Annotated in this window: 20 protein-coding genes; 10 read left to right on the top strand and 10 right to left on the bottom strand. The window is 73.6% G+C overall.

What is annotated here, in order from left to right; genetic code table 11:
• The first annotated feature begins 243 nt into the window (after positions 1 to 243).
• On the top strand, positions 244 to 1872 hold the full coding sequence (gene groL, locus ACI78T_RS05445; protein WP_456557067.1) for a chaperonin GroEL: 1629 nt from the start codon (positions 244 to 246) through the stop codon (positions 1870 to 1872).
• Positions 1873 to 2110: 238 nt separating this feature from the next.
• Here the strand turns inward: groL and ACI78T_RS05440 are convergent, their stop codons facing one another.
• Positions 2111 to 2521 carry a VOC family protein gene (locus ACI78T_RS05440; RefSeq protein ID WP_456557066.1) on the bottom strand — a complete coding sequence of 137 codons (411 nt, stop codon included), beginning with the start codon at positions 2519 to 2521 and terminating at the stop codon, positions 2111 to 2113.
• 25 nt (positions 2522 to 2546) lie between these two features.
• Between ACI78T_RS05440 and ACI78T_RS05435 the strand changes: the two genes are divergently transcribed.
• Positions 2547 to 3353, top strand: a complete 807-nt coding sequence (locus ACI78T_RS05435; protein WP_456557065.1) for a DUF72 domain-containing protein — start codon at positions 2547 to 2549, stop codon at positions 3351 to 3353.
• On the opposite strand, the gene ACI78T_RS05430 is transcribed toward ACI78T_RS05435, so the two are convergent.
• On the bottom strand, positions 3350 to 4342 hold the full coding sequence (locus ACI78T_RS05430; protein WP_456557064.1) for a Gfo/Idh/MocA family protein: 993 nt from the start codon (positions 4340 to 4342) through the stop codon (positions 3350 to 3352). The two genes, ACI78T_RS05435 and ACI78T_RS05430, sit on opposite strands and share 4 nt — an antisense overlap.
• A gap of 37 nt (positions 4343 to 4379) precedes the next feature.
• Between ACI78T_RS05430 and ACI78T_RS05425 the strand changes: the two genes are divergently transcribed.
• Positions 4380 to 4652 (top strand): DUF4031 domain-containing protein, encoded by a 273-nt coding sequence (locus ACI78T_RS05425; RefSeq protein WP_456557063.1) that lies wholly within the window; start codon positions 4380 to 4382, stop codon positions 4650 to 4652.
• Here ACI78T_RS05425 and ACI78T_RS05420 read toward each other — a convergent pair.
• Together ACI78T_RS05420 and ACI78T_RS05415 are read right to left on the bottom strand one after the other, a co-directional pair.
• The gene (locus tag ACI78T_RS05420; RefSeq protein WP_456557062.1) at positions 4627 to 5253 is read right to left on the bottom strand and encodes an HD domain-containing protein; all 627 of its coding nucleotides are present in this window, start codon (positions 5251 to 5253) and stop codon (positions 4627 to 4629) included. The genes ACI78T_RS05425 and ACI78T_RS05420 overlap by 26 nt on opposite strands.
• Positions 5250 to 6533, bottom strand: a complete 1284-nt coding sequence (locus ACI78T_RS05415) for an ArgE/DapE family deacylase (RefSeq protein ID WP_456557061.1) — start codon at positions 6531 to 6533, stop codon at positions 5250 to 5252. The genes ACI78T_RS05420 and ACI78T_RS05415 overlap by 4 nt, the downstream gene beginning before the upstream one ends.
• A 62-nt stretch (positions 6534 to 6595) precedes the next feature.
• Here ACI78T_RS05415 and ACI78T_RS05410 point away from each other — a divergent pair, with 62 nt between their 5' ends.
• A complete protein-coding gene (locus ACI78T_RS05410) occupies positions 6596 to 7351 on the top strand; it encodes a phospholipid scramblase-related protein (protein WP_456557060.1) in 756 nt (251 codons plus the stop codon).
• A gap of 274 nt (positions 7352 to 7625) precedes the next feature.
• Positions 7626 to 8930 (top strand): MFS transporter, encoded by a 1305-nt coding sequence (locus tag ACI78T_RS05405; RefSeq protein ID WP_456557059.1) that lies wholly within the window; start codon positions 7626 to 7628, stop codon positions 8928 to 8930.
• Between the two features lie 55 nt (positions 8931 to 8985).
• On the opposite strand, the gene ACI78T_RS05400 is transcribed toward ACI78T_RS05405, so the two are convergent.
• Positions 8986 to 9234 carry a DUF6458 family protein gene (locus ACI78T_RS05400; RefSeq protein WP_456557058.1) on the bottom strand — a complete coding sequence of 83 codons (249 nt, stop codon included), beginning with the start codon at positions 9232 to 9234 and terminating at the stop codon, positions 8986 to 8988.
• Between the two features lie 263 nt (positions 9235 to 9497).
• Between ACI78T_RS05400 and ACI78T_RS05395 the strand changes: the two genes are divergently transcribed.
• Both ACI78T_RS05395 and ACI78T_RS05390 read left to right on the top strand, forming a co-directional pair.
• A complete protein-coding gene (locus ACI78T_RS05395; RefSeq protein WP_456557057.1) occupies positions 9498 to 9629 on the top strand; it encodes a hypothetical protein in 132 nt (43 codons plus the stop codon).
• 61 nt (positions 9630 to 9690) lie between these two features.
• Complete coding sequence (locus ACI78T_RS05390; RefSeq protein ID WP_456557056.1) at positions 9691 to 12684, top strand: helix-turn-helix transcriptional regulator; 2994 nt, start codon at positions 9691 to 9693, stop codon at positions 12682 to 12684.
• A gap of 115 nt (positions 12685 to 12799) precedes the next feature.
• Here the strand turns inward: ACI78T_RS05390 and ACI78T_RS05385 are convergent, their stop codons facing one another.
• The 5 genes from ACI78T_RS05385 to ACI78T_RS05365 form a co-directional block, all read right to left on the bottom strand.
• Positions 12800 to 14560 (bottom strand): DEAD/DEAH box helicase, encoded by a 1761-nt coding sequence (locus ACI78T_RS05385; RefSeq protein WP_456557055.1) that lies wholly within the window; start codon positions 14558 to 14560, stop codon positions 12800 to 12802.
• Between the two features lie 283 nt (positions 14561 to 14843).
• Entirely contained in the window at positions 14844 to 15974 is a 1131-nt protein-coding gene (locus ACI78T_RS05380; protein ID WP_456557054.1) for a DUF3592 domain-containing protein, read from the bottom strand.
• A 156-nt stretch (positions 15975 to 16130) separates the two neighbouring features.
• A complete protein-coding gene (locus ACI78T_RS05375; RefSeq protein WP_456557053.1) occupies positions 16131 to 17816 on the bottom strand; it encodes a DNA repair helicase XPB in 1686 nt (561 codons plus the stop codon).
• A gap of 95 nt (positions 17817 to 17911) precedes the next feature.
• On the bottom strand, positions 17912 to 19201 hold the full coding sequence (locus ACI78T_RS05370; protein ID WP_456557052.1) for a class I SAM-dependent methyltransferase: 1290 nt from the start codon (positions 19199 to 19201) through the stop codon (positions 17912 to 17914).
• A gap of 80 nt (positions 19202 to 19281) precedes the next feature.
• Positions 19282 to 21534: a helicase-associated domain-containing protein gene (locus tag ACI78T_RS05365; protein ID WP_456557051.1), complete on the bottom strand. Its 2253-nt coding sequence runs from the start codon at positions 21532 to 21534 to the stop codon at positions 19282 to 19284.
• Positions 21535 to 21581: 47 nt separating this feature from the next.
• On the opposite strand from ACI78T_RS05365, the gene ACI78T_RS05360 reads away from it, so the two are divergent.
• The 3 genes from ACI78T_RS05360 (at position 21582) to ACI78T_RS05350 (ending at position 24084) form a co-directional block, all read left to right on the top strand.
• Positions 21582 to 22103: a hypothetical protein gene (locus tag ACI78T_RS05360; RefSeq protein ID WP_456557050.1), complete on the top strand. Its 522-nt coding sequence runs from the start codon at positions 21582 to 21584 to the stop codon at positions 22101 to 22103.
• A gap of 101 nt (positions 22104 to 22204) precedes the next feature.
• Complete coding sequence (locus ACI78T_RS05355; RefSeq protein ID WP_456557049.1) at positions 22205 to 22432, top strand: hypothetical protein; 228 nt, start codon at positions 22205 to 22207, stop codon at positions 22430 to 22432.
• Complete coding sequence (locus ACI78T_RS05350) at positions 22429 to 24084, top strand: AMP-binding protein (RefSeq protein WP_456557048.1); 1656 nt, start codon at positions 22429 to 22431, stop codon at positions 24082 to 24084. Before ACI78T_RS05355 ends, ACI78T_RS05350 begins: the two co-directional genes overlap by 4 nt.
• Positions 24085 to 24093 lie beyond the last annotated feature (9 nt).

Raw genomic sequence — 24093 nt, 5'->3', positions numbered from 1 at the left:
GGGCCTCGGTGCTTCCCCCCGGCTTCCCAGGCTCGGGAACAGCCGGGCGGGGGACCCCGTTCTTGCACTCGCAGGGGTCGAGTGCCAGACTGATTTCTGGCACTCGGGGCTCCTGAGTGCCAATCAGGTCGGAACGGTGAGGCACCGGCTCGTGGGCCGCAGGAGCGTCCACGTCGCGGGTGTCGTCCGTCGCGGGCGCCGAACCCGGCCGTGCAGCGATCAATGCATGGAGGACATCACCACATGGCCAAGATGATCGCGTTCGACGAAGAGGCGCGCCGCGGCCTCGAGCGGGGCATGAACACCCTCGCCGACGCCGTCAAGGTGACCCTCGGCCCCAAGGGCCGCAACGTCGTACTCGAGAAGAAGTGGGGCGCGCCCACCATCACCAACGATGGTGTGAGCATCGCCAAGGAGATCGAGCTCGAGGACCCGTGGGAGAAGATCGGGGCCGAGCTGGTCAAGGAGGTCGCGAAGAAGACCGACGACGTCGCGGGTGACGGCACCACCACCGCCACCGTGCTCGCCCAGGCTCTCGTCCGCGAGGGTCTGCGCAACGTCGCCGCCGGCGCGAACCCGATGGCCCTGAAGAAGGGCATCGAGAAGGCCGTCGAGGCCGTCAGCGAGTACCTCCTCTCGACCGCCAAGGACGTCGAGACCAAGGAGCAGATCGCCGCCACCGCCTCGATCTCCGCCGCTGACCCCGCCATCGGCGAGCTCATCGCCGAGGCGATGGACAAGGTCGGCAAGGAAGGCGTCATCACCGTCGAGGAGAGCAACACCTTCGGCCTCGAGCTCGAGCTCACCGAGGGCATGCGCTTCGACAAGGGTCACCTGTCGGCGTACTTCGTCACCGACTCCGAGCGCATGGAGACCGTGCTCGACGACCCGTACATCCTGGTCGTCAACGGCAAGATCAGCTCCGTCAAGGACCTGCTGCCGCTGCTCGAGAAGGTCATGCAGTCGGGCAAGCCGCTGGCCATCATCGCCGAGGACGTCGAGGGCGAGGCCCTCGCGACCCTGGTCGTGAACAAGATCCGCGGCACCTTCAAGTCCGTCGCCGTCAAGGCCCCGGGCTTCGGTGACCGCCGCAAGGCCATGCTGGCCGACATCGCCATCCTCACGGGTGGCCAGGTCATCAGCGAGGAGGTCGGCCTCAAGCTCGACAACGCCGACATCTCCCTGCTGGGCCGCGCGCGCAAGTTCGTCACCACCAAGGACGAGACGACCATCATCGAGGGCGCTGGTGACGCCGACCAGATCCAGGGTCGCGTCAACCAGATCCGCGCCGAGATCGAGAAGTCGGACTCCGACTACGACCGCGAGAAGCTCCAGGAGCGCCTGGCCAAGCTCGCCGGTGGCGTCGCCGTCATCAAGGCCGGTGCCGCGACGGAGGTCGAGCTCAAGGAGCGCAAGCACCGCATCGAGGACGCGGTGCGCAACGCCAAGGCCGCCGTCGAGGAGGGCATCGTCGCCGGTGGTGGCGTCGCCCTCGCGCAGGCCACGGCCGTCGCGTTCGACAAGCTCGAGCTCGAGGGTGACGAGGCGACCGGTGCCAACATCGTGCGCGTCGCGCTCGAGGCGCCGCTGAAGCAGATCGCCGTCAACGCCGGCCTCGAGGGTGGCGTCGTCGCGGAGAAGGTCCGCAACTCCGACACCGGCTGGGGCCTCAACGCCGCCTCCGGCGAGTACGTGGACCTGGTCGCCAACGGGATCATCGACCCCGCCAAGGTGACCCGCTCGGCGCTGCAGAACGCCGCCTCCATCGCGGCGCTCTTCCTCACCACCGAGGCCGTCATCGCCGACAAGCCGGAGAAGAACGCTCCGGCCATGCCGGGCGCCGACGGCGGCATGGGCGGCATGGACTTCTGAGTCCAGCCACGTAGCACCACCAGCACTGCCCGGCAGGGGCGGTCCGCTTCGGCGGGCCGCCCCTGTCAGCGTTCGTGGGGCCTTGCGGTCCAGGGGCCTTCTTCGGGGAAGTAGGCCCCTGGCCCGCCGTCCAGACCCCTACTTCCCCGGAGTAGGGGTGGCCCGTTCCGCACGAGGGCGGGGAATCGGGGCTCCGACGGCGTCGGCACACCCCGACTTCCCCGCCCTCGGTGACCGGTCATTCCGGGGAGAAGACGCAGAACTCGTTGCCCTCGGGGTCGGCCAGCACGTCCCACTCGATGGCGCCGTCGGGCTCGGTGTCCTCGTCCCGGGGGCGCACCATGGTGGCGCCCAACGCGAGCAAAGCCTGCGTGTCGCCGAGGACGTCGTGGTGCATCCGGTTCTTCACCATCTTGAACTCCGGGACCGGCACGATCCACATCAGCGGCCCGGCGCCCGACGGGTCGACGATCGGCACCGGCCAGTCGGCGGGACGCACCCAGCCCTCCTCGGGTGGCTGCACGGAGTCGCGGCGGACGTATCCCATCGCCGAGCACCACCAGTCGGCGAGCGCCTGGTGGTCGCGGGCGTCGAGGCAGAGGTCCTTGAACCGAGCGGGTGACGTCGGGCCCGCGGGTGCGTCAGTCATGACCGCGGAGGGTAGGCGGCCACCCGTGACCGTGATCATCGGGACCTCGGGCTGGCAGTACCGCGACTGGCGCGGGCTGTTCTACCCGGCCAAGCTGCCGCAGCGGCTGTGGCTGGAGCACTACGCCGAGTTCTTCGCGACGGTCGAGAGCAACAACGCCTTCTACCGCCTGCCGGAGCGCGAGACGTTCGTGAAGTGGCGCGAGCGCACGCCGCCGGACTTCCGCTGGGCGGTGAAGGCCAGCCGCTTCCTCACCCACATCAAGCGGCTGCGCGAGCCGGAGGAGCCGGTCGCCCGCCTGATGGGCCGGGCCGAGGGGCTGGAGCACCGGCTCGACACGATCCTGCTGCAGCTGCCGCCCACGCTGAAGGCCGACGCCGACCTGCTCCGCGAGTGCCTGGCGCAGTTCCCCGGCGGCACGCGGGTCGCCGTCGAACCCCGGCACGAGAGCTGGTGGACCGACGACGTCCGGGCCCTGCTCGAGCGGTACGGCGCGGCGCTGTGCTGGGCCGACCGCGACGAGCAGCCGGTCGCCCCGCTGTGGCGGACCGCCGACTGGGGCTACCTGCGCTTCCACCACGGCTACGAGGCCTGGCGCTACCGCCCCGAGACGCTGCAGCTGTGGGCCGACCGGCTGGCGTCCACCTACGGCGACGACGACGTCCTCGTCTACTTCAACAACGACCCGGGCTGTGCGGCGATCATCGACGCCGTCCACTTCGCCGACGCCGTCGTCCGGGCCGGGGGGACGCGGACCCGCGTGCCGACGGCCGACCAGGCGCTCGGCCGCGCGTGGGCGGAGGGGCAGAAGACGCCGGGGGTGCCCGTCTAGAGGGCGGGTGCCTCCGCGTGCCGGACGCCGAGCTGCTCCGCGGCCTCCCCGAGGACCGCCTGGACGGCGAGGGTGTCGGCCAGCGGCATGACCGCGCTCTCCGACCGGCCGGCCCGCACGCCCTCGGTGACCTCGAGCAGCTCGTGGGAGTAGCCGGCGCCCCGCGGCGGGCGGGTGATCGTCTCGGGCTCGGCACCCGCGCGGTGCAGCACGATGGCGGACGGGTGGTGGAAGCGGGGCGGCACGTCGATCCAGCCCGTCGTCCCGAAGACGCGCGCCTGGCCCGGGAGGGCGTTGCGCAGCGACGTCATGAGGGTCGCCGTCCGCCCGTCCCCGTGGTCGAGCAGCAGCGAGGCTTCCGCGTCGGCACCGGAGGGGAAGAGCGACCCGGCCGCGACCACGCGCTCCGGCGTCCCCAGCAGCATCTGCGCGAAGGAGACGACGTAGACGCCGAGGTCGAGCAGCGCGCCGCCCCCGAGGGCCAGGTCGAAGAGGCGATCGACCGGGTCGTACTCGCGGGCGACGCCGAGGTCGGCCTGGACGGAGCGCACCTCGCCGATCGCGCCGTCGGCGATCAGCTCCCGCATCGCGACGATCGCCGGCTGGAACCGGGTCCACATCGCCTCCATGACGAAGACGCCGGTCTCCCGCGCCAGGTCGACGACCTCCTGCGCCCCGGCGGTGGTCGCCGTGAAGGACTTCTCGACGAGGAGGGCCTTGCCGGCGCGGAGGGCGGCGATCGCGAGCGCGTGGTGCTGCGGGTGCGGCGTCGCGACGTAGAGGACGTCGACATCGGGGTCGGCGACGATGTCGGCATACGAGCCGTGCGCCCGCTCGATGCCGTGACGGGCGGCGAAGGCCTCGGCCCGCTCCAGCGACCGAGAGGCGACCGCCACCGGCCGGGCGCCGTCGACCACCGGAAAGTCCTTGACGACGCTCTCGGCGATGCGCCCCGGCCCGACGATGCCCCAGCGGATCTCTGCAGTCACCCGCCAGACGCTAGCCGGGGCAGGCAGACTGCGTTCCGTGGCCGTGCTGATCGACACCCCCGTGTGGCCGTGGCGCGGGCGGCTGTGGTCGCACCTGGTCAGCGACGTCTCCTACGACGAGTTGCACGCCTTCGTCGAGCGCGAGCTGGGGATCCCGCGACGGGCGTTCCAGGGCGACCACTACGACGTCCCCGAGGACCTCTACGACATCGCGGTGGCCGCCGGCGCCGAGCCGGTGGGGGCCCGCGAGCTGCTCACCCGGCTGCTGGCCGCGGGGCTCCGGGTCAGGAAGACCCGGCGCGGCGCCTGAGCAGCACGAGCTCGGCGGTCATGTTCGCCCGCGCGGTCGCCGTCCACGGCTGGGCCGCCGGGGTGCGGTACAGCGTCGGCAGCGACAGCAGGTGCTCGAGGACGGCGATCCGCCCCGCGGTGAACTCCTCGTCCGACAGGTGCCCGTACTCCGCGCGGATGGCCGAGGCGTACGTGGCGTAGGCGTCCGGCGGCCCGGCCAGGACGGCGAGGTCGGCGTCGCAGAGCACCGCGGCGTTCGCGTCGTCCGGGGCGGCGTCGTGGCCGGCGGTGAGCAGCACGAGCCGCTCCACCTCGGCCGCCACGTCGTCGTCGACCAGGCCGCGGAGCCCGGCGCGGGCGCGCTGCGCGCTGACCTCCTCGTTGTCCGGACGCTGCGGGTCGTAGACGGCGTCGTGGTACCAGGCGGCCAGGCGGACGGGGACCAGGTCGCCCGTGCCCAGCTCGCCGAGCAGCCCGAGGACCGCCGCCAGGTGCGCGAGGTCGTGGTACCGCCGGTGGGGCTCGCTCCAGGCCGCGACCAGCGCGGCCCACTCGGTGCGGGAGGTGGGGGAGTCGCCGGCGAGCCGCGCCCACGCCTCGAACTCCACCAGCCCGGTCATCGGACGCCGCAGGTGCGCAGGATCAGCAGCGCGAACGCGCGCGCGGCGGTGACCACGTCGGCCACCGGCACCTTCTCGAGCGGGCCGTGCGCCAGGTGCAGGTCGCCGGGCCCGTAGTGCAGCGTCGGGACGCCGGCCGCCGCGTACAGCCGCATGTCGGTCCCCGCGGCCACCGCGCGCTCCTCCGGCGTCCCGCCACCGGCGTCGGCGACGACCGCCTGCACGGCCGGCAGCAGGTCGTGACCGGCCGGCAGTTGGCCGCTCGCGAACGCGCCGCCGGTCCAGGCCAGCCGCACCGGGTGCTCGGCCAGCCACGGGTCCGCGGCGCAGATGGCGGCCAGCCGCTCCTCGAAGGCGGCCTTGGCCACCGGCACCGGCTCGCCGACCCGGACGCCGTAGCGGCCCTCGGCCACCAGCCGGTCGGGCACCGAGCTCGCCCAGTCGCCGGCCCGTACGCGGCCGATCGACAGGCCGTAGGGGAACGCCGCGTCCCCGAAGCGGGGATCGGCGTCCTTCTGCCGCTCCGCCTCGAACTGCTGCAGCGCGGCGTGGACCAGCGCGAACTTCTCCACCGCGCTGACGCCCCGGTCGCGCATGGCGGCGTGCGCGGCGTGGCCCTCGACCTCCAGCCGAAACGTCAGGGCCCCGGCGCTGGCCGTCACGACCGCCCCGGCGGTCGGCTCCGGGATGACGCAGACGTCGCCGAGGTGCCCCCGCCGGATCGTCGCCCAGGCGCCGAGGCCGCCGTCCTCCTCGCCGACGACGGCGTGCAGCGCGACCGGGCGCACCAGCCGGACGCCGGCCGAGCGGACCGCGGCCACTGCGGCGAGGGAGGAAACGACGCCGGCCTTCATGTCGCAGGCGCCGCGGCCGTGCAGGTCACCTCCGGCGATGCGGGGCACGAACGGGTCGCCGTCCCAGAGCGCCCGGTCGCCGGGCGGGACGACGTCCGTGTGCCCGGCGAGGACCAGTGCCGGGCGGCCGTCTTCGGCGGCCGGCACCGTGCCGACCACGCCCCACGCCTCGGTGCGCTCGACCTCCTGCCCGGGGGCGTCGGCGGCCGTGGCCGCCTCGGCGAGGTCGATCTGCCAGGTGTCGACGTCGCAGCCCAGCTCGCCGAGCCAGCCGGCGAGCAGGTGCTGCGCCTCGCTCTCGGCGGGCGTGCCGCCCACCGAGGGGACGGCGACCAGCGCCGCGAGGCGCTCGACGGTCCACCGCTCGTCCACCGCGTCGAGGACGCGTGCCTCCGCGTCGGTCAGGTCGGCCGTCGCCCGCGTCATGGCCGGAGTCTGGCACGCGCCCTTCCCGCGTCCGGGCGGGCACGGGCGCTAGCTTGACCGCCGTGACGCAGCCTCCTCCGCCGCCCGGCTGGTACCCCGACCCGGCCGGAGGAGGGGGCCGGCGCTGGTGGGACGGCCAGGGCTGGACCGAGCGCCTCCAGCAGGCGGCACCCCCGCCGCCCGCGCCGGCACCTGCGCCGGTCGCGGCGCCGGCTGTCGGTCCCTCGCTGTACGAGCAGCCGGTCCTGCTGGTGAGCCAGAAGACCAAGCTCATCGAGCTCACCAACGAGTACGCCGTCCTCGACGGCGAGGGGCGGCAGATCGGCGCCGTCGTCCAGGTCGGGCAGAGCGGGCTGAAGAAGGCCGTCCGCTTCGTGTCCAACCTCGACCAGTTCCTCACCCACACGCTCGAGGTCCGCGACAGCCGCGGGCCGGTGCTCGTGCTGACCCGGCCGGCCAAGTTCGTGAAGTCGCGGGTGGTCGTGCAAAGGCCGGACGGCGCCCCGGTCGGCGAGATCGTCCAGGCCAACGTGTTCGGCAAGATCCGCTTCGACCTGGTGGCGAATGGTCAGCTCGTGGGCGCGATCCAGGCGGAGAACTGGCGGGCGTGGGACTTCGCCATCACCGACGCGGCCGGGGTCGAGGTGGCTCGCATCACGAAGACGTGGGAGGGGCTGGCCCGCACGCTGTTCACCACGGCCGACCGCTACGTGGTCCTGGTGCACTACCGGTTGCCGGAACCGCTGGCCAGCATGGTGATCGCCTCCGCGCTGACCGTCGACACGGCGCTCAAGCAGGACGACCGGGGCTTCAACTGAGGGGAGGGCGCCTCCCACTCGGCACGACAGGGACTCGGTTTCAGGGGTAGCGTCGGAGGTGTCCGGGCCGGGTGCATCGTGCCCCCGGGTGCCATTTGGTTACGCCTTCACGGACTACCGCCCCGACCTCGGTCGGGGGCCTGGAGCCGCGTTGTGCATCTCGCCGCGAGGCGGCCGTCATCCGGTCCGGACCCCACTCTCCCGACATGCCGCCCCCCGCGGCCCCGCTTAGCGTGGTCCGGGTCACAGCCGCCCGGGACGACGGGGGAGAACCATGGCCGGAACGGTCGAGCACGGCACGGCGACGACCACGGGAGAACGGCACAGGCTGCCGGTCAAGACGCTCGTCTCGGCCAGCATCGGCAACGCCGTCGAGTGGTTCGACTGGACGGTCTACGCCACCTTCGTCGTCTTCTTCGCCGGCCAGTTCTTCCCGTCCGAGAACGAGGCGCTGGCCCTGATCGGGGCGACGTCGACCTACGCGCTCGCCTTCTTCTTCCGCCCGCTGGGCGGGCTCCTGCTCGGCCGGTTCGCCGACCTCAAGGGCCGCAAGGCGGGGATGCTGCTGACCATCCTGCTGATGGCCGGCGGGTCGATGGTGATCGCGATCCTGCCGACCTACGACCAGGTCGGGTGGCTGGCGCCGATCCTGCTGCTGCTCGCCCGGGTGGCGCAGGGCATGTCGCTGGGCGGCGAGGTCTCGAACGCGTCGGCCTACCTCGGTGAGATCGCCCCGCCGGCGCACCGGGGCCGCTACTCGTCCTTCTTCTACGTCTCCACCGGGTCGGCGCTGCTGGCGGCCTCGCTCCTCGGCGTCCTGCTCACCAGCACCCTCAGCGACGACCAGCTGGAGAGCTACGGCTGGCGGATCGCGTTCTTCATCGGCGGCGCCCTCGGGCTCATCGGCATGTGGCTGCGCCGGTCGCTGGTGGAGACCGAGCAGTTCGAGGAGAACGCGGAGAAGGCCCGCGCGACGAAGAACCCGCTGCTGCAGACCATCAAGCACCACCCCAAGGCCGTGGTGCAGCTGTGCGCGTTCACGCTGCTGTCGACGCTGTCGTACTACACGTTCTTCAGCGCGCTGACCCCGTTCGCGATCAGCTTCCGCGATGCCGACAAGACCGACGTGTTCATCGCGCTCTCGATCGGCACCGCGCTGTTCGTGGCGCTCTGCTACCCGTTCGGCAAGCTGTCGGACCACATCGGGCGCAAGCCGCAGCTGCTCATCTGGTCCGGGGCGATGGCGGTGCTGATCGTGCCGCTGTCGTTCCTCGTGCGGGACAACCTCTTCTCGCTGATCATCGTGTTCTGCACGGGGCTGGGGCTCTACGCGCTGATGGCCTCGATCGCCCCCGCGATCATGAGCGAGCTGTTCCCCACGGAGCTGCGGGCGACCGGCATCGGCGCTTGGTACAACCTCACGGTCGCGCTGTTCGGCGGGACGGCGCCCCTGGTCATCACGGCGCTGTCCGACGCCGGGCACCCGCTGTGGTTCTTCTGGTACGTCGCCATCGCCGCGGCGGTCGCCTTCGCCGTGATCCTCACGCTGCGGGAGACCAAGGGCACCGAGCTGCGCTGAGACGCAGAAGGGCCCCGTCGTCGTCGACGGGGCCCTTCGCGCGGAGCGGGTTCGCTCAGTAGCGCTCTTCGGTCGTGCTGCGCCGGACCGGTGTTCCGGTGGCCGGGTCGCCGTAGGCGTCGGTCCGGGTGACCCGGCGCTGACGCGGGCCCCAGACGGCGAGCTCCAGCACGATGCCGAGGGCACCGACGATCATCAGGATCCAGCCGACCACCCTCAGGTCGACGCCGCTGACGTCGACGTTCAGGGCGAAGGTCAGGATGGCACCCAGCGCGAGCAGGACGATGCCGGTTCCGAGCCTCATTCCGCACTCCCTTCGTCACGGCTGCGGGCAGGCCGGAGCCGGCGGCAGGCGCCGCGGGGCAGCAGTTCCCGCCAGATCCGGCACCCAACCGCCTCACCTGCGGTTTCGCCTGCCGTAGTCCCCCGAAAGGGTGCGTCTGAGGTACCTCAGGGCCCCTCAGAGCGCCCATGGGGCCGAGGGAGTGCGTGGTCTACCGATGCCGGGGCCCACGCCTCAGGGCGAACGTTGCCGTCATCCACACAGGGACGACGGAAGGCACGACGATGACTCTCCACTACAGCAACCCGGCTCTGGACTCCGAGCTCGCCTACCGCCGCGAGCTGCTCATGGCGGCCGGTCGCGGCACCCGCACCAAGCGGGGCGCGTGGTTCCGCAACCGCCGCCGCGCGAGCTGACCGGCTCGCTGGGGTGACAATCGGTTCGGTCCTGTCGGAGGCCCGTGCCACGATCGACGCCGTGCCACGCTGGGACGACGCGCCGATGGTGGGACGGGCCTCCGAGCTCGCCCGCCTGCTGGCGCACGTCGACCGGGCGGCGGCTGGCCGCGCGAGCACCGTCCTCCTGTCGGGCGACGCCGGCGTCGGCAAGACCCGGCTGCTCGACGAGCTCACTGCCCGCGCCGGCGAGCGCGGCGTGCGGGTGCTCACCGGGCACTGCGTCGACCTCGGTGACGTCGGCCTGCCCTACCTGCCGTTCGTCGACCTGCTGCGGCCGGTGGGCGACGAACCCGAGCTCGCCCCGAACTCCACGAAGAACCCGGTGCTGGCGGCGCTGCTGGCCGGGCGGCCGGTCGCGCCCCCACCGGTCGACGTGCCGGTCACGACGGAGTCCCGCGACCTCAGCCGGCCCCTGCCGCACCGGGCCGCCCCCCAGCCCGCCGACGACGGCCGGCTGCAGCTGTTCGAGTCGGTGGCCGGGCTGATCTGCGAGGTGGCCTCCTCCGGCCCGCTGCTGATCGTGCTCGAGGACGTCCACTGGGCCGACCGGTCCAGCCGCGACCTGCTCCGCTACCTGCTGGCGCGCCTGTCCGACGAGCCGGTCGCCGTGGTCGCCTCCTACCGGGCCGACGACCTGCACCGCCGCCACCCGCTGCGCCCCCTGCTGGCCGAGCTCGTGCGGCTGCCCGGCGTCGAGCGGCTGGAGCTGGCGCCGCTCCCCGACGACGAGGTGGGCACGCTCGTCCGTCGCCTGTCGGCGTCGGCCGGGTCGCTGCCGCAGTCAGTCGTGGACGACGTCGTGGCGCGTGCCGAGGGGAACGCGTTCTACGCCGAGGAGCTGGTGGCCGCCGGCCTGCACGGCGAGGCCCTGCCGATGGCCCTGACCGACGTGCTGCTCGCCCGCGTGGAGCAGCGGAGCCAGGCCGCCCAGCAGGTGCTCCGCATCGCCGCGGTCGCCGGCCGCCGCGTGCGGCACGAGCTGCTGGCCGCCGTCGGCGAGCTGGGCCACGGCGAGCTCGACCAGGCGCTGGCCGAGGTCGTCCACCACCACCTTCTGGTCGTCTCCGACGACGGCCGCTACCGCTTCCGGCACGCGCTGCTCCGCGAGGCGGTGATCGCCGACCTGCTGCCGGGCGAGCGGGTCCGCCTGCACGCGGCCATCGCGGCGTACCTGGCGAGCGCTCCGGGCGCCGGCACGGCGGCCGAGCGGGCACACCACGCGCGGGAGAGCAATGACCTGCCCGGGGCCTTCAGCGCGTCGCTCGATGCCGCGAGCGCCGCCAGCCGGGTCGGCGCCCCGGCGGAGCAGCTGCAGCACCTGGAGGCGGCGCTGGCGCTCTGGACCGCGGTGCCCGACGCGGCGGAGCGCGCCGGCCGCGACCAGGTCGCGCTGCTGATGGAGACCGCCGCTGCGGCGCGCATGGTGGGGGAGCTGCACCGGGCTGTGGCGCTCCTGCGCTCGGCGCTGGCGGTGCTCGGTCCCGACGGCGAGCCGACGGCGCGGGCGCGGGTGCACTACACGCTCGCCCAGGCCATGGTGCGGGTCGAGGACGTCACCGGCGCCTACCGCGAGAGCGCCGCGGCGATGGCGCTGGTGCCGGCACAGCCGCCGTCCAAGGAGCGGACCTGGGCGGCCGCGACGCACGCGCGGATGGGTTACTCGGTCGGCGCGATGGAGGAGGCCGACCGCGTCGCCGAGGAGGCGCTGGCCGCGGCCGACGCGCTCGGATTCGACGGCGCCTGGTCCGACATCGCCGTCACGCAGGTGCGGGCGCGGCCCGGCGGCGACCCGGCGGTGGTGCAGGCCCGCCTCGACGAGGCGCTGGCGCGGGCGCGCCGGTCGGGCAACGTCGAGGTCGAGATGCGCGTGCTGTTCAACCTCGCGACCGTCACCTTCGAGGACGGCCGGATCGCCGAGTCGCTCGAGTGGACGCGACTGGGCACCCGCCGGGCGCGCGACCTCGGCGCCGAGTGGTCGTACTACCCGGCGGAGCTGCGCCACCTGCAGGTGACGGCGCTGTACATGGCCGGCGACTGGGACGAGAGCCTGGCCGAGGCGGACGTGCTGGCCCGGGTGCCGGAGATGTCGGCGCACGTGCGCGCCGACGGGCTGCTGGTGCTGGTCGGCCGCGGTGACCCCTCGGCGCACGAGCGCATCGACTGGGCGCGCTCGTTGATCCCGCGGCTGAACGCGCACATCCTGCTCGACCTGGTCACCGCCGCGTCCGAGATCGACCTGGCGGCCTGGGAGGGCGACGCGCAGAAGGCCGTCGACGTCGCCCTGGCCACGAACGACCGGCTCCGGCAGGAGTGGGACGACGACCACCTGGGCGTGCTGCGCTTGGCCGGCACGGCGCTCGCGGCGGTGGGCGATGCCGCGGCGGCCGCTCGTCGGGACGGGAACGAGGCCGCCATCGAGCGCTGGGTGCGGGCGGGGCAGCAGCTGCTCGAGGTCGCGATGTCGGCGGTCGAGGTCTACGAGCGCAACTACGGTGCGACGATGGGGGTCGAGGCGCTCGCTTGGCAGGCGCGGGTGGTGGCCGAGGCGTCGCGGGTGCGCGGCGAGGCGGCGGTCGAGCTGTGGCGCGAGGCGGTCGACGCGTTCGGCTTCGGGCACGTCTACGAGGAGGCCCGGTCGCGGTGGCGGCTGGCCGAGGCGCTGCTCGCCTCTGGTGAGCGGGCGGAGGCGGCGAAGGAGGCCGAGCTCGCGCACGAGGTCGCCGTCCGGCTCGGGGCGACGCCGCTGCGGACCGCGGTGGAGGCGCTGGCGCGGCGTGGCCGCCTCGATGTGGCCGGGGTGCGAGCCGTCGAGGTCTCCGCCGTGATGACGCCGCGGGAGGCCGAGGTGCTGCGGCTGCTCGCGGCGGGCCGGACGAACCGGCAGATCGGCGCCGAGCTGTACATCAGCGAGAAGACTGCCAGCGTGCACGTCAGCAACATCCTCGCCAAGCTCGGCGCGAACGGCCGCACGGAAGCCGTCGCCATCGCCGCCCAGCGCGGCCTGCTGCCCTAGCTGCGGCAGTATCGCGCCGAGTGCGGCCCGGAGGGCTCCGCGCAGTCGCGATGGAGCGGCTCCGCGAGGCTGGGGCACGGCTCGTGGCCGCGGTGCGACCCGGAGGGTCGCAATGTCACAGCATCGTGCGGAGGCGTTCCCGGCGGGCGCGGAGGACGTCCACCGAGGCGGACGCCGACGGGGGGCCGGGCACCTGGGTGCGCAGTTGGGTGTGCACGACGGCCTGCGGCTGCGAGGTCCGCGCTGCCACGCGGTTGACCAGGCGGTTGATCTCCCGGCGCAGCTCCGCGGCGTCCCGCCACGAGCGGCCGGCGTCGTCCTCGTCCGGGTGGTCCTCGACGATCATGAAGTCGCCGTCGTCGGACCGGTGGCTCTGCGCGATCCGGATGCGCAGCTCCTCGTCCCGCTTGGCCAGCAACTCCGCCGTCTGAGCCGGCGTGAGCAGCCCCGGGATCCCGAGGAATTCCTCTTCCTCCTCGCCGACCACCACGGCCGGGCCGGAGCCTTCACCGGTGTGCGCCGTCCCGCTGTGCAGGACGTGGGCGAAGCGGGCGTCGGCCTCGAGGGCCTCCCACTGCTTCATCTCGCCCTCGCGCGGCTCCCGCGGCGGCAGGTCGAGCGCCTCCAGCTCCTCGTCGGGCTGGCTTCGCGGCGGAGGCATGACGTGGTTGCGCTGCTCCTCCATCGACGCGGCCAGCGACAGCAGCGGCCGCACCGCGGGGAGGAACACGGTCGCCGACTCGTGCGGCGCCCGCGAGCGGACGACGCGGCCGACGGCCTGGGCGAAGAACAGCGGCGTCCGGTACGAGGTCATCCACGCCAGGACGGCGGCCCGCGGGACGTCGACGCCCTCGGAGATCATCCGCACGCAGACGGCGATCCGGGCCGAGCCGGTGGCGAAGCGCTCGATCTTCTTCGATGCCTTCGGGTCGTCGGAGAGGATCAGCTCGGCTGCCTTGCCGGTCACCCGGCGGACGATCTTGGCGTAGGCGCGGGCGTCGTCCTGGTCGCTGGCCAGGATCAGCCCGGCGGCGTCGGGCATGCCGCTCTCGCGCAGGTGGGTGATCCGGTCGTCCATCGCGGCGATGACGTGCGGCACCCACTGGCCCTTGGGGTCCAGCGCGGTCCGCCAGGCCTGCATCTCCACCGACCGGGTGCCGGCCTCCGACAGCGACGCGGCGACGACCTCGCCCGCGGAGTTCCGCCAGCGGGAGGTGCCGGTGTAGGCGGCGAACACGACGGGCCGGACGACGTTGTCGGCCAGCGCCTCCTTGTAGCCGTAGGTGTAGTCGGCGCGGCTGACCAGGCCGACGCCGCCCTCGCCGTCGTCGCCCTCGAACGTGTCCTCCTCGTAGCGGACGAAGGGGATGCGCTCGTCGGGCTTGGTGCGGAACGGCGTCCCGGTCAGGCAGAGGCGACGGGCAGCGAAGCCGTAGGCCTCCTCGACCGCCTCGCCCCAGGAGAGGCCGTCACCGGCGTGGTGCACCTCGTCGAGGATGACCAGGGTCTTGACGGCGGTGGCGCGGGCGGCGTGCAGCATCGGCTTGCCGGCAACCTGCGCGTAGGTGGTCACGTAGCCCTGGGTGCCGGCGCGCACCGGTCCGACGGCGTTGGTGAGGTTCGGGTCGAGGACGATGCCCATGGCGTCGGCGGCCTCGGCCCACTGCAGCCGCAGGTGGTCGGTCGGGGCGACGACGATGACCCGCGCGACCTCACGGCGCGCGAGCAGCCGGGAGGCCAGCGTCAGCGCGAAGGTGGTCTTCCCCGCGCCGGGCGTAGCGGTGACCAGGAAGTCCTTGGGGGACTGCTCCTCGTACTGCGCGAGAGCGGCCTGCTGCCACGCTCGGAGCGGTCGGCTGTTCGTCTGCGGGCTCAAGGCCTCCGCTCGCAATGCACTCCCCATGACGGGGTCCATCTTCACCGGCGAGGGCCCAACACGCCCAACCGGTCACTTGCCGCGTGCCACGCTCCCGACGACGTATAGGACCGGACGGCGAGCCGCTGACCTGCGCGAACGCCGCGTCAAGAGGTAGGCCGTGTGGTGATCCTCATGCGTGAGGGACCGGAACGTCACGCACCGCCGGTCACCGATTCCCCACGAGTCCCCGCCACTGGCTCGGGTGGTGACGGAGGGGTCGTCTCCGGGCCGGGCGAGCCGCTCAGCGACGGCGGGCCAGCACGAGCGTGCCGCTGGGGTCGGGTGCAAAGACTGCGACCCGGCCATCGGAGACCCACCACACCGAGTCCGCTCGCCTGGGCACTTGCAGGGCTAGGGGCTCTTCGGGTGCCCAGTCCGGGAGCCAGGCGAGGTAACGGCCCGATCGCCAGACCGAGCCGTCGGCGGTCGTGAACTCCCATCGGTAGACGAGGTCGCCGACCTGGGCCTGCACCCGCGCCCAGGAACGGCCGACCAGCAGTTTCCGCATGTCGCGGTACCTGGCGAGCCGCAGCACCCCGAGGGGCGCGATCACGGCGAGGACGAGCGAGGGCAGGAGGACCCAGTCGGTCCAGCCGGGGCCGTAGAGCGCGTCGTCGATGACGAAGCGCTCGGGGTCGGCCGGGTCGTAGACGACGTCCACGACGTCGCCGGCCACGTAGTCGTCCGCGTATCCCCCCAGGGTCACCTGGCGGGACCGTGTGTCGCCCGCAGCGGAGAAGCGAATCGACGCGGCGCCGGTGCTCCAGGTGGAGTCAGGCTCGACCTGCACGACCGTCCCCACGGTGGTCACTCCGACAGCGCGCAGGTCCTCGTCGGCCTCGATCTCCACCGCTGCCGCGACGACGACGCCGCAGAGGCCGACGACGCCCAGCGCGGTGAGGGTCCACGCTCGGCGCCGGACCCGGTTCAGGGCAGCGACGGTGCGTGGATTCCCGAGTGCCCCGCCGGGACCCTCGGGCGTCTCGAGATGAGGCGCCGACGGCAGGCGATGCCGCCAGGCGAGCTGGACGAGGCGACCGGCCCCGAGCGCGAACGGGGGCAGCCCGAACAGCAGCCCGATGCCGACGTATGTCTCGGGGAGGGTGGGGTCGCCGGCGTCGGGCCAGCCGGTCACCCGCACCTCGAAGTTGCTGCCGACCGGTTCGTCGTAGCAGTCCGCCTCGCCGCGGTGCCGCTGTCCCTCCGGGTCCCGCCATACGACGTCGCAGAAGCCGTCGCCGGAGCCATCGGTGACCGTGACCGTCGCCCAGTACCCGCTGAGGAACACGCAGGCGGCGAAGAGCATCCACAGCCCGCCGACCGCGAGGAAGCCGATCGCCCACCACGGACGACGGGTGGATCGGGCCGGCACGGAGTCATGATCGGCGGACGGATCCTCGACGTGGAGCCGAGACCACGAACGAGTGACGCCGCGCCGAGCCTGGTGCTGGTCGGCGGCGGCGACACGGTGCGCGGTTACGTCGTTCTGGGCGGTCGAACGGTGCATTCGCGCACCCTGTCGGCCAACTCAGTCGGCGGGCTCGTCCACCCAGTCGGGGCCGTTGACCTCACCCGGTCCGGCCAGGTCGGCGGCGTCGACGATCGTGTACGCGTAGCCCTGCTCGGCGAGGAAGCGCTGCCGGTGGGCGGCGTACTCGGCGTCCAGGGTGTCGCGGCTGACCACCGTGTAGAAGTGCGCCTGCCGGCCGTCGGCCTTGGGGCGGAGCACCCGGCCGAGCCGCTGCGCCTCCTCCTGGCGCGAGCCGAACGTCCCCGACACCTGGACGGCGACGGCGGCCTCCGGCAGGTCGATCGAGAAGTTGGCGACCTTCGAGACGACCAGCGTCTTGATCTCCCCGGCGCGGAAGGCGTCGAAGAGCTTCTCCCGCTCCCGATTGGTGGTCGAGCCCTGGATCACCGGGGCGTCGAGCGCGGTGCCGAGCTCCTCGAGCTGGTCGAGGTAGGCGCCGATGACCAGCTTCTGCTCGTCGGGGTGCCGCTCCAGCACGCGCCGGATCACCGGCAGCTTCGACTGAGCGGTCGCCGCGATCCGGTACCGCTCCTCCGGCTCGGCGACGGCGTAGGTCATCCGCTCCTCGTCGTCGAGCGAGACCCGCACCTCGATGCACTCGGCCGGCGCGATGTAGCCCTGTGCCTCGATGTCGCGCCACGGGGCGTCGTACCGCTTCGGCCCGATGAGGGAGAAGACGTCGTCCTCGCGGCCGTCCTCCCGCACCAGCGTCGCGGTCAGGCCCAGCCGGCGGCGGGACTGCAGGTCGGCGGTCAGCCGGAAGATCGGGGCGGGGAGCAGGTGCACCTCGTCGTAGACGATCAGGCCCCAGTCCTGCGCGTCGAACAGGTCCAGGTGCCGGTACTCGCCCTTCCGGCGGGTGGTGATCACCTGGTAGGTCGCGATGGTGACCGGGCGGATCTCCTTGCGCTCGCCCGAGTACTCGCCGATCTCGTCCTCGGTCAGCGAGGTGCGCGCGATCAGCTCGCGCTTCCACTGCCGCCCGGCGACGGTGTTGGTCACCAGGATCAGCGTGGTCGCCTTCGCCTCGGCCATGGCGGCCGCGCCGACCAGCGTCTTGCCGGCGCCGCAGGGGAGGACGACGACGCCCGAGCCGCCGGCCCAGAAGCCCTCGACCGCCTCCTGCTGGTAGTCGCGCAGGTGCCAGCCGGACTGGTCGAGGTCGATCGGGTGCGCCTGGCCGTCGACGTACCCGGCGAGGTCCTCGGCCGGCCAGCCGACCTTGAGCAGGGCCTGCTTGAGCCGGCCGCGCTCCGACGGGTGGACGACGATCGTGTCCTCGTCGATGCGCGCGCCCAGCATCGGCGCCACCCGCTTCGAGCGGACGACCTCCTCCAGCACCGCCTTGTCCGACGACGTCAGCACCAGCCCGTGCACCGGGTTGTTCGCCAGCGTGAGCCGGCCGAACCGGTCCATCGTGTCGGCGACGTCGACCAGCAGCGCGTGCGGCACCGGGTAGCGGGAGTAGCGCACCAGGGCGTCGACGACCTGCTCGGCGTCGTGCCCGGCGGCGCGGGCGTTCCACAGCGCGAGCGGCGTGACCCGGTAGGTGTGCACGTGCTCGGGGGAGCGCTCCAGCTCCGCGAACGGCGCGATCGCCGCGCGGCACTCCTTGGCCAGCGGGTGGTCGACCTCGAGCAGCAGGGTCTTGTCCGACTGGACGATCAGCGGGCCGTCACTCACCAGGGATTCGTTCCTCTTCCGGAGGGGGATGCGTGTCCCACGGCGGCGCGCACGGGCGCCAGGGGACTCTCCACCGTAACCGCCTCGCGGCGTCGTTACTTCCCTGCTGGGACCCAGTCCGGGCGCAGGGGCGGCGGTGTCCCGCCCGGCTTCTGCAGCAGCACCTGGTTCACGCCCAGCTTGCCGTTCTCGAAGGCCAGGGCGCTGGCGCTCATGTACAGCCGCCAGACGCGGGCCCGCCCCTCGCCGGCCAGCGCGACCGCCTCGTCCCACCGCCGCTCGAGGTTGTGCACCCACGCCCGCAGGGTGAGCGCGTAGTGCCGCCGCAGGGGCTCCACGTCGATCACCTCGAGGTCGCCGGTGGTCAGCGCGTCCACCATGTCGCCGAGGGACACCAGCTCGCCGTCGGGGAAGACGTACCGGGCGATGAAGGTGTCGTTCCGCCAGGTGGTCGCCTGCGCCGCCCACGCGATGGCGTGGTTGAGCAGCCGGCCGCTCGGCCGCAGGAGGGCGGAGAGAGTGGCGGCGTAGGAGGGCAGCTCGGAACGTCCGACGTGCTCGGCCATGCCGACGGAGCTGATCGCGTCGAACGGGCCGTCGTCGACCGCGCGGTAGTCCTGCACCCGGATCTCCACCGAGCCGGTGAGCCCGGCCTCGTCCACCCGCTTGCGGGCCAGCATCGCCTGCTCGTGGGACAGCGTGATGCCGACGACGTCCGCGCCGTACGTCCGCGCGGCGTGCATCGCCAGGCCGCCCCAGCCGCAGCCGACGTCGAGCAGCCGGACGCCGGGACGCAGCCCCAGCTTCCGGCAGGCCAGGTCCAGCTTGGCCTCCTGGGCGGCCTCCAGTCCCACGGCCTCGTCCGCCCAGACGGCGCAGGAGTAGACCATCGACGGCCCGAGGACCAGGCGGTAGAAGTCGTTGCCGATGTCGTAGTGGTGCGAGATCGCGGCGGCGTCCCGCCGGCGGCTGTGCAGGCGGCCGTACCGGCCGAGCCGGACCTCCTCCCGGGGCGGCGCCGGCTCCCGACCGACGACCCCGAGCGCGAGCCCCCGCCGCACCAGCGCCAGCCGGTCGGCGAGGGACAGGCGGACGTGACCGCCCGGCGCCAGCCGGCCGGCCCCGCTCAGCGCCGCGAAGGGCGCGTACAGGTCGCCCTCGACGTCGAGCTCACCCGCGACGTAGGCCCGGGCCAGCCCGACCTCGTCCGGGGCCCACACGAGCCGGCGGACCGCCCGGGGTGACCGGACGACGACCAGCGGCGCTCCATCCGGGCCGGCCTCGCTGCCGTCCCAGGCGCGCAGCCGCACGGGCAGCACGTCGATCCCGAGGACCAGGGTCAGGGCCGTGGCCAGTTGCTCCGCGACGGGCGTCGTCTCCGCCATGAGCGCCTCCTGCTGGACGCCGGACGCGGTGGATCTTGCACCCCCGGCGGGAGCGGCACCACAGCCTCGGCCCTCGCGGGCTACTCGGCCGGCCGGTCCTCCTCGACCATCGCGACGGAGGTGATGCGGTGCACCGCGAACGTGCTGTTCTCCCCGCGCCGCTCGTCGTAGCCCTGCAGGAAGCCGCCGACCAGGGACACCGGCCGCACCACGCGCTGGCTGCCGCTGCCCTGCGCGTCGACGTAGCCGAGCCAGACGGGCGCGCCCTCGCGGACCGCGCGCGACAGCAGCTCCAGCGTGGTCGCCGTCGTCACGCCCGGCACCTGACGCACGGCCTCGCCACGGCGGGCGGACAGGGCGGCGTCCCCGGCGCGCATCTGGCGGACCGTCGCGCCCACCTCGTCGGCGGTGAGCGGGCGGGGAGCGGGGGAGGAGTCGCCGCCCGGCTTGCGGCCCATGGCCCGCGGCCGGGCCGGCGGACGGGTCAGGACGGCGCCGCCGGCGCGCTCGCCCGCCGGTGCGTAGCCCGCCTCGCGCAGCACGGTCAGCACCTCGTCGGCGCCCAGCCCGCTGACCAGCACGCCGGGCGCGAGCCGGCGCAGCTCCGCCGACGCCGTCCGCCGGTCGTTGAGGACCTGCGACAGCAGCCCGTGGTCGTCGGACCGCACGTAGGACTCGATGGACCCCACCCGCAGCCGCCCGTGCTGCCGGGCGACGTCGTCGATCAGGTAGTCCAGCGCCTGGGGGACCGGCGTGCGCGACGCCCGGCCGAAGAAGTCGTGCAGGTCGGACGCCGACCAGCCGGCGTCGAGGGCCCGGCGCACGCTGGACTCGGACACCCGGAAGACGGTCGCACCGCCCGAGGACTCGACGTCCGCGACGACGGCGAGGGTGTCGGCGAGCTCGGCGACCAGCGGGCCGGGCGCGATCAGCGAGAGGTCGGGCTGCGCGAGCACGTGGTCGACCGGCTCGGGCAGCAGGCCGCGCATGCCGTCGGCGGCGCCGTCCTCCCCGGCGGTCAGCAGCCCGCGGCCCGCCGTCGACAGCACCCCGCCGACCAGGACGCCGAGCCGCGCGGCCTCCTCGAGCATCCCCGGGACGGGCGCCAGCCGGTCGGCCCGCCGCGGGGTGCGCCACCGCAGCAGCGCCACCAGGTCGTGGGGCTCGAGCCCGGAGCCGGCCGGGTACTCGGCGAGCACCGTCAGCGTCGCGCGCCGGATCGCAGGTGCGGTGTGCCGGGTCAGGTCCGGCGACAGCGGGTTCACCGCCTTGCCGGCGACGTCGCGCTGCCCCACCAGCGAGGGCAGCCGCACCCCGGTGAGCCAGCCGCCCGCCAGCACCGCCCAGCGGTCGGGCAGGTCCTGCTCGCGCCAGATGTCGTAGGCGCGGGTGGGCAGCCACTCGTCGCGGTGCGGCCCGCCGACGTCCAGCAGCCCCGCGGCGTAGGCGAGCTCCAGCAGCCAGGCGGCCTCGGGCTCGCCGACGTGCAGCGCCTTGGCCAGCCGCTTCTGGTCCCGGACGCCCACCCCGCCGCTGCGCAGCAGGCCGGCCGGTTCCTCCTCGAGCAGCGTGAGCAGCTCGCCGATCCGGCCGACGCTCTCCAGCGCCGCGCCGGCCGCGCGCCGGTCGACCGACTCGACGTCGCGGGTGGCCACCGGCGGCTCGGGCCGCAGCTTCGGCGGTCCGTAGGGGTGGCCGTCCCGCAGGTGCAGGCCGATCTCGCGGGGCAGCTCGACGTTCAGGGCGTCGATGCGCGCCAGCAGGCCGCGTTGGAGCAGCCGGCGGGCCGGGGTCGAGCCGCCGTTGGGGGAGTCGGGCAGGTGCCCGACCGGGCGCTCGCCGGCCAGGCGCTCGAGCACCTCGCGCTCCTCCGGAGCCAGCTCGGCGATCGTCGCGGCCAGGTCGGACGGCAGCTGCACGCGCAGCTCGGTGGCCCGGCGGCCCAGTCCGGCCGGGTGCCGCACGGCACGGCGGACCGGGTCGGGGGCGTGCAGGGCGTCGTCCCCCCACAGGAGCGCGCGCGTGGTGAGCCGCTCGAGACCGGCCTCCAGGACGTCGTCGGGCACGTCGGGCAGCGCCGCGATCAGCTCGTCGGGTGCGACGCCGTCGGTCGGGGCGAGCAGCACGACGTCGAGCACCTGGAGGGTCGCGGCGTCCAGCTCGTCGAGCGCGCGGTCGACCGAGACGGGCACCGCGAGCCGGCTGGCGAGGGCCACGAGGTCGGACGGCGCCGGGCGCGCCACGTCGGGGCGGGCCGCCAGCAGCGCGCTCAGCTGCTCGTCGCTGCGGGTGCGCAGCCAGCCGGCGAGCGTCGCGGGAGGGTCCGTGGGCATCCGGTCCACGCTACGACGTCCGTGCAAGCAGCTGACAGCATGACCTGGTGCACCCGGCCGCCGACGACCCGCAGACGCGCACCGCGCTGTCGGCGCACCAGGCGGGTGCCCTGCGCTGGCTGGGCGGGGGCGTCATCGCCGTCGTCCTCGGGGTGCTTCTCGGGGCGGCCGCGGTGACGCTGGCCGGCAGCGGACGGCGGGTGCCCGGGCTCGGGCTGGCGGTCGTCGCCCTGGTCCTGCTCGGGCTGGCCGGCGTCGCGGCCGGCACCGGCGCCCTGCTGCGGACGCGGCGGTGGCAGCGGGAGCTCGCGGCCACGCCCTGGCAGACCGGGCGGCTGCGCATCGCCGGGCCGGCGATCATCGCGTTCGAGCCGGACGGCTTCGACGAGCTCGACCCCCTGCAGGAGCCGGTCCGCCTGCAGCTGCTGAGCACCGCCGTCTGGCGCACCCGCGCCGTCCAGGGGCTCGACGGCGGGGAGGTCCGCGCGGCCCCCGTCGGCGCGGACCAGTGGGTGCTCAGCGCCGAGGGCCTGCCCACCCTGTACGGCGCGAAGGTGGTGCGCCGGTGACCCGACCGGCCCGTGAGGGGGAGCGTGCGTGCGCCCGGGTAGTGCTCGCGAGAAGATGACCCCGACGTGCGCCGCGCGGCGCACCTGAACACGGAGGCGACATGGCCAAGCGCAACGAGAAGCACGCGCACCTGGTGGAGCCCACCTGGGGGCAGTCCGACGACGGCGGTCCGCCGCTCACCGAGCTGACGAGCGTGTCCGCCGGTCCGCTGTCGCCCTTCGGCGAGGACCACAGCTTCCCGCTGCCGGTCGAGGCCCTGCGCTACGCCCACCCCACGGACAAGCCCAACCGGGCCGGGGTGCAGCTGGCGGAGAACCGCAAGCCATGACCGCCCCCGCGCTGCCGTCCTACAGCAGCGGGACCTCCACGGTCCCCCTGCTGGGCGACACGATCGGGGCGAACCTCGATCGGACGGCAGCGCGGGTGGGCGACCACGAGGCGCTGGTCGAGTGCGCGACGGGTCGCCGCTTCACCTATCCCGAGCTGGTCGCCGAGGTCGACGCCTGCGCGCTCGGCCTGGACGCGATGGGTGTCGGGAAGGGCGACCGGGTCGGCATCTGGGCGCCCAACTGCGCCGAATGGGTCTTCGTCCAGTACGGGACGGCGAAGCTCGGCGCGATCCTGGTCAACATCAACCCGGCCTACCGCACCCACGAGCTGTCCTACGTGCTGAAGCAGGCCGGCATCTCCGTGCTGGTCAGCGCGCCGGAGTTCAAGACCAGCGACTACCGGGCCATGGTCGCCGAGGTCCGCGACGAGTGCCCCGAGCTGCGCGAGGTCCTCTTCCTCGGGGACGAGGACTGGAACCGGCTGCTGGAGACCGGCCGCGCCGCCGACCACGACCTCCTGGTGCGCCGGGAGGCCGAGCTCTCGGCCGACGACCCGATCAACATCCAGTACACGTCCGGGACGACGGGCTTCCCCAAGGGCGCCACGCTGACCCACCACAACCTGCTCAACAACGGGTTCTTCGTGGGCGAGGGCTGCGGGTACACCGAGGCCGACCGCGTCTGCATCCCGGTGCCCTACTACCACTGCTTCGGCATGGGGATGGGCAACCTCGGTGCCACCTCGCACGGCGCGACCATGGTCATCCCGGCGCCCGGTTTCGACCCCGCCCTGACGTTGACGGCCGTGCAGGACGAACGGTGTACCTCGCTGTACGGCGTCCCCACCATGTTCATCGCCGAGCTGGCCCTGCCGGACTTCGCGGACTACGACCTGTCCTCGCTGCGCACCGGGATCATGGCCGGCTCGCCGTGCCCGGTCGAGGTGATGAAGCGGGTGGTCAGCGAGATGGGCATGACCGAGGTGACCATCTGCTACGGCATGACCGAGACCTCACCGGTCTCCACGCAGACCGGTGCCGACGACGACCTCGACCGGCGCACCTCCACCGTCGGGCAGGTGCACCCGCATCTCGAGGTGAAGGTCGTCGACCCCGAGACCGGCCTGACCGTGCCGCGCGGGACGCCGGGGGAGTTCTGCACCCGCGGCTACTCGGTGATGCTCGGCTACTGGGACGAGCCGGAGAAGACCGCCGAGGTGATCGACCGCGCCCGGTGGATGCACACCGGCGACCTCGCGGTCATGGACGACGAGGGCTACCTCAACATCGTCGGCCGGATCAAGGACATGGTCATCCGCGGCGGGGAGAACGTGTACCCGCGGGAGATCGAGGAGTTCCTCTACACCCACCCCGACGTCGTCGACGCCCAGGTCATCGGCGTCCCGGACGAGCGGTACGGCGAGGAGCTCGTGGCCTGGGTGCGTTTGCGCGAGGGTGCCGAGCCGCTCACCGCGGAGGCGCTGCGCGCGTTCTGCGCCGGCAAGCTGGCCCACTACAAGGTCCCGCGCTACGTGAAGGTCGTCGAGCAGTTCCCCATGACGGTCACCGGCAAGGTCCGCAAGGTCGAGATGCGCGAGGTCTCGGTCGAGGAGCTCGGCCTGCAGTCGGCGGCGTCGATCCGCAACGCCTAGGGACTTGCT

Source organism: Blastococcus sp. SYSU D00922, assembly GCF_054050495.1.
This window is presented reverse-complemented; position numbering and strand designations above follow the sequence as displayed.

Excerpts from the sequence above, each read along its gene's own strand:
- groL (WP_456557067.1), top strand. The coding sequence starts at position 244 with ATGGCCAAGATGATCGCGTTCGACGAAGAGGCGCGCCGCGGCCTCGAG.
- ACI78T_RS05440 (WP_456557066.1), bottom strand. The coding sequence starts at position 2,521 with ATGACTGACGCACCCGCGGGCCCGACGTCACCCGCTCGGTTCAAGGAC.
- ACI78T_RS05420 (WP_456557062.1), bottom strand. The coding sequence starts at position 5,253 with ATGACCGGGCTGGTGGAGTTCGAGGCGTGGGCGCGGCTCGCCGGCGAC.
- ACI78T_RS05415 (WP_456557061.1), bottom strand. The coding sequence starts at position 6,533 with ATGACGCGGGCGACGGCCGACCTGACCGACGCGGAGGCACGCGTCCTC.
- ACI78T_RS05405 (WP_456557059.1), top strand. The coding sequence starts at position 7,626 with ATGGCCGGAACGGTCGAGCACGGCACGGCGACGACCACGGGAGAACGG.
- ACI78T_RS05400 (WP_456557058.1), bottom strand. The coding sequence starts at position 9,234 with ATGAGGCTCGGAACCGGCATCGTCCTGCTCGCGCTGGGTGCCATCCTG.
- ACI78T_RS05395 (WP_456557057.1), top strand. The coding sequence starts at position 9,498 with ATGACTCTCCACTACAGCAACCCGGCTCTGGACTCCGAGCTCGCCTAC.
- ACI78T_RS05370 (WP_456557052.1), bottom strand. The coding sequence starts at position 19,201 with ATGGCGGAGACGACGCCCGTCGCGGAGCAACTGGCCACGGCCCTGACC.
- ACI78T_RS05365 (WP_456557051.1), bottom strand. The coding sequence starts at position 21,534 with ATGCCCACGGACCCTCCCGCGACGCTCGCCGGCTGGCTGCGCACCCGC.
- ACI78T_RS05355 (WP_456557049.1), top strand. The coding sequence starts at position 22,205 with ATGGCCAAGCGCAACGAGAAGCACGCGCACCTGGTGGAGCCCACCTGG.
- ACI78T_RS05350 (WP_456557048.1), top strand. The coding sequence starts at position 22,429 with ATGACCGCCCCCGCGCTGCCGTCCTACAGCAGCGGGACCTCCACGGTC.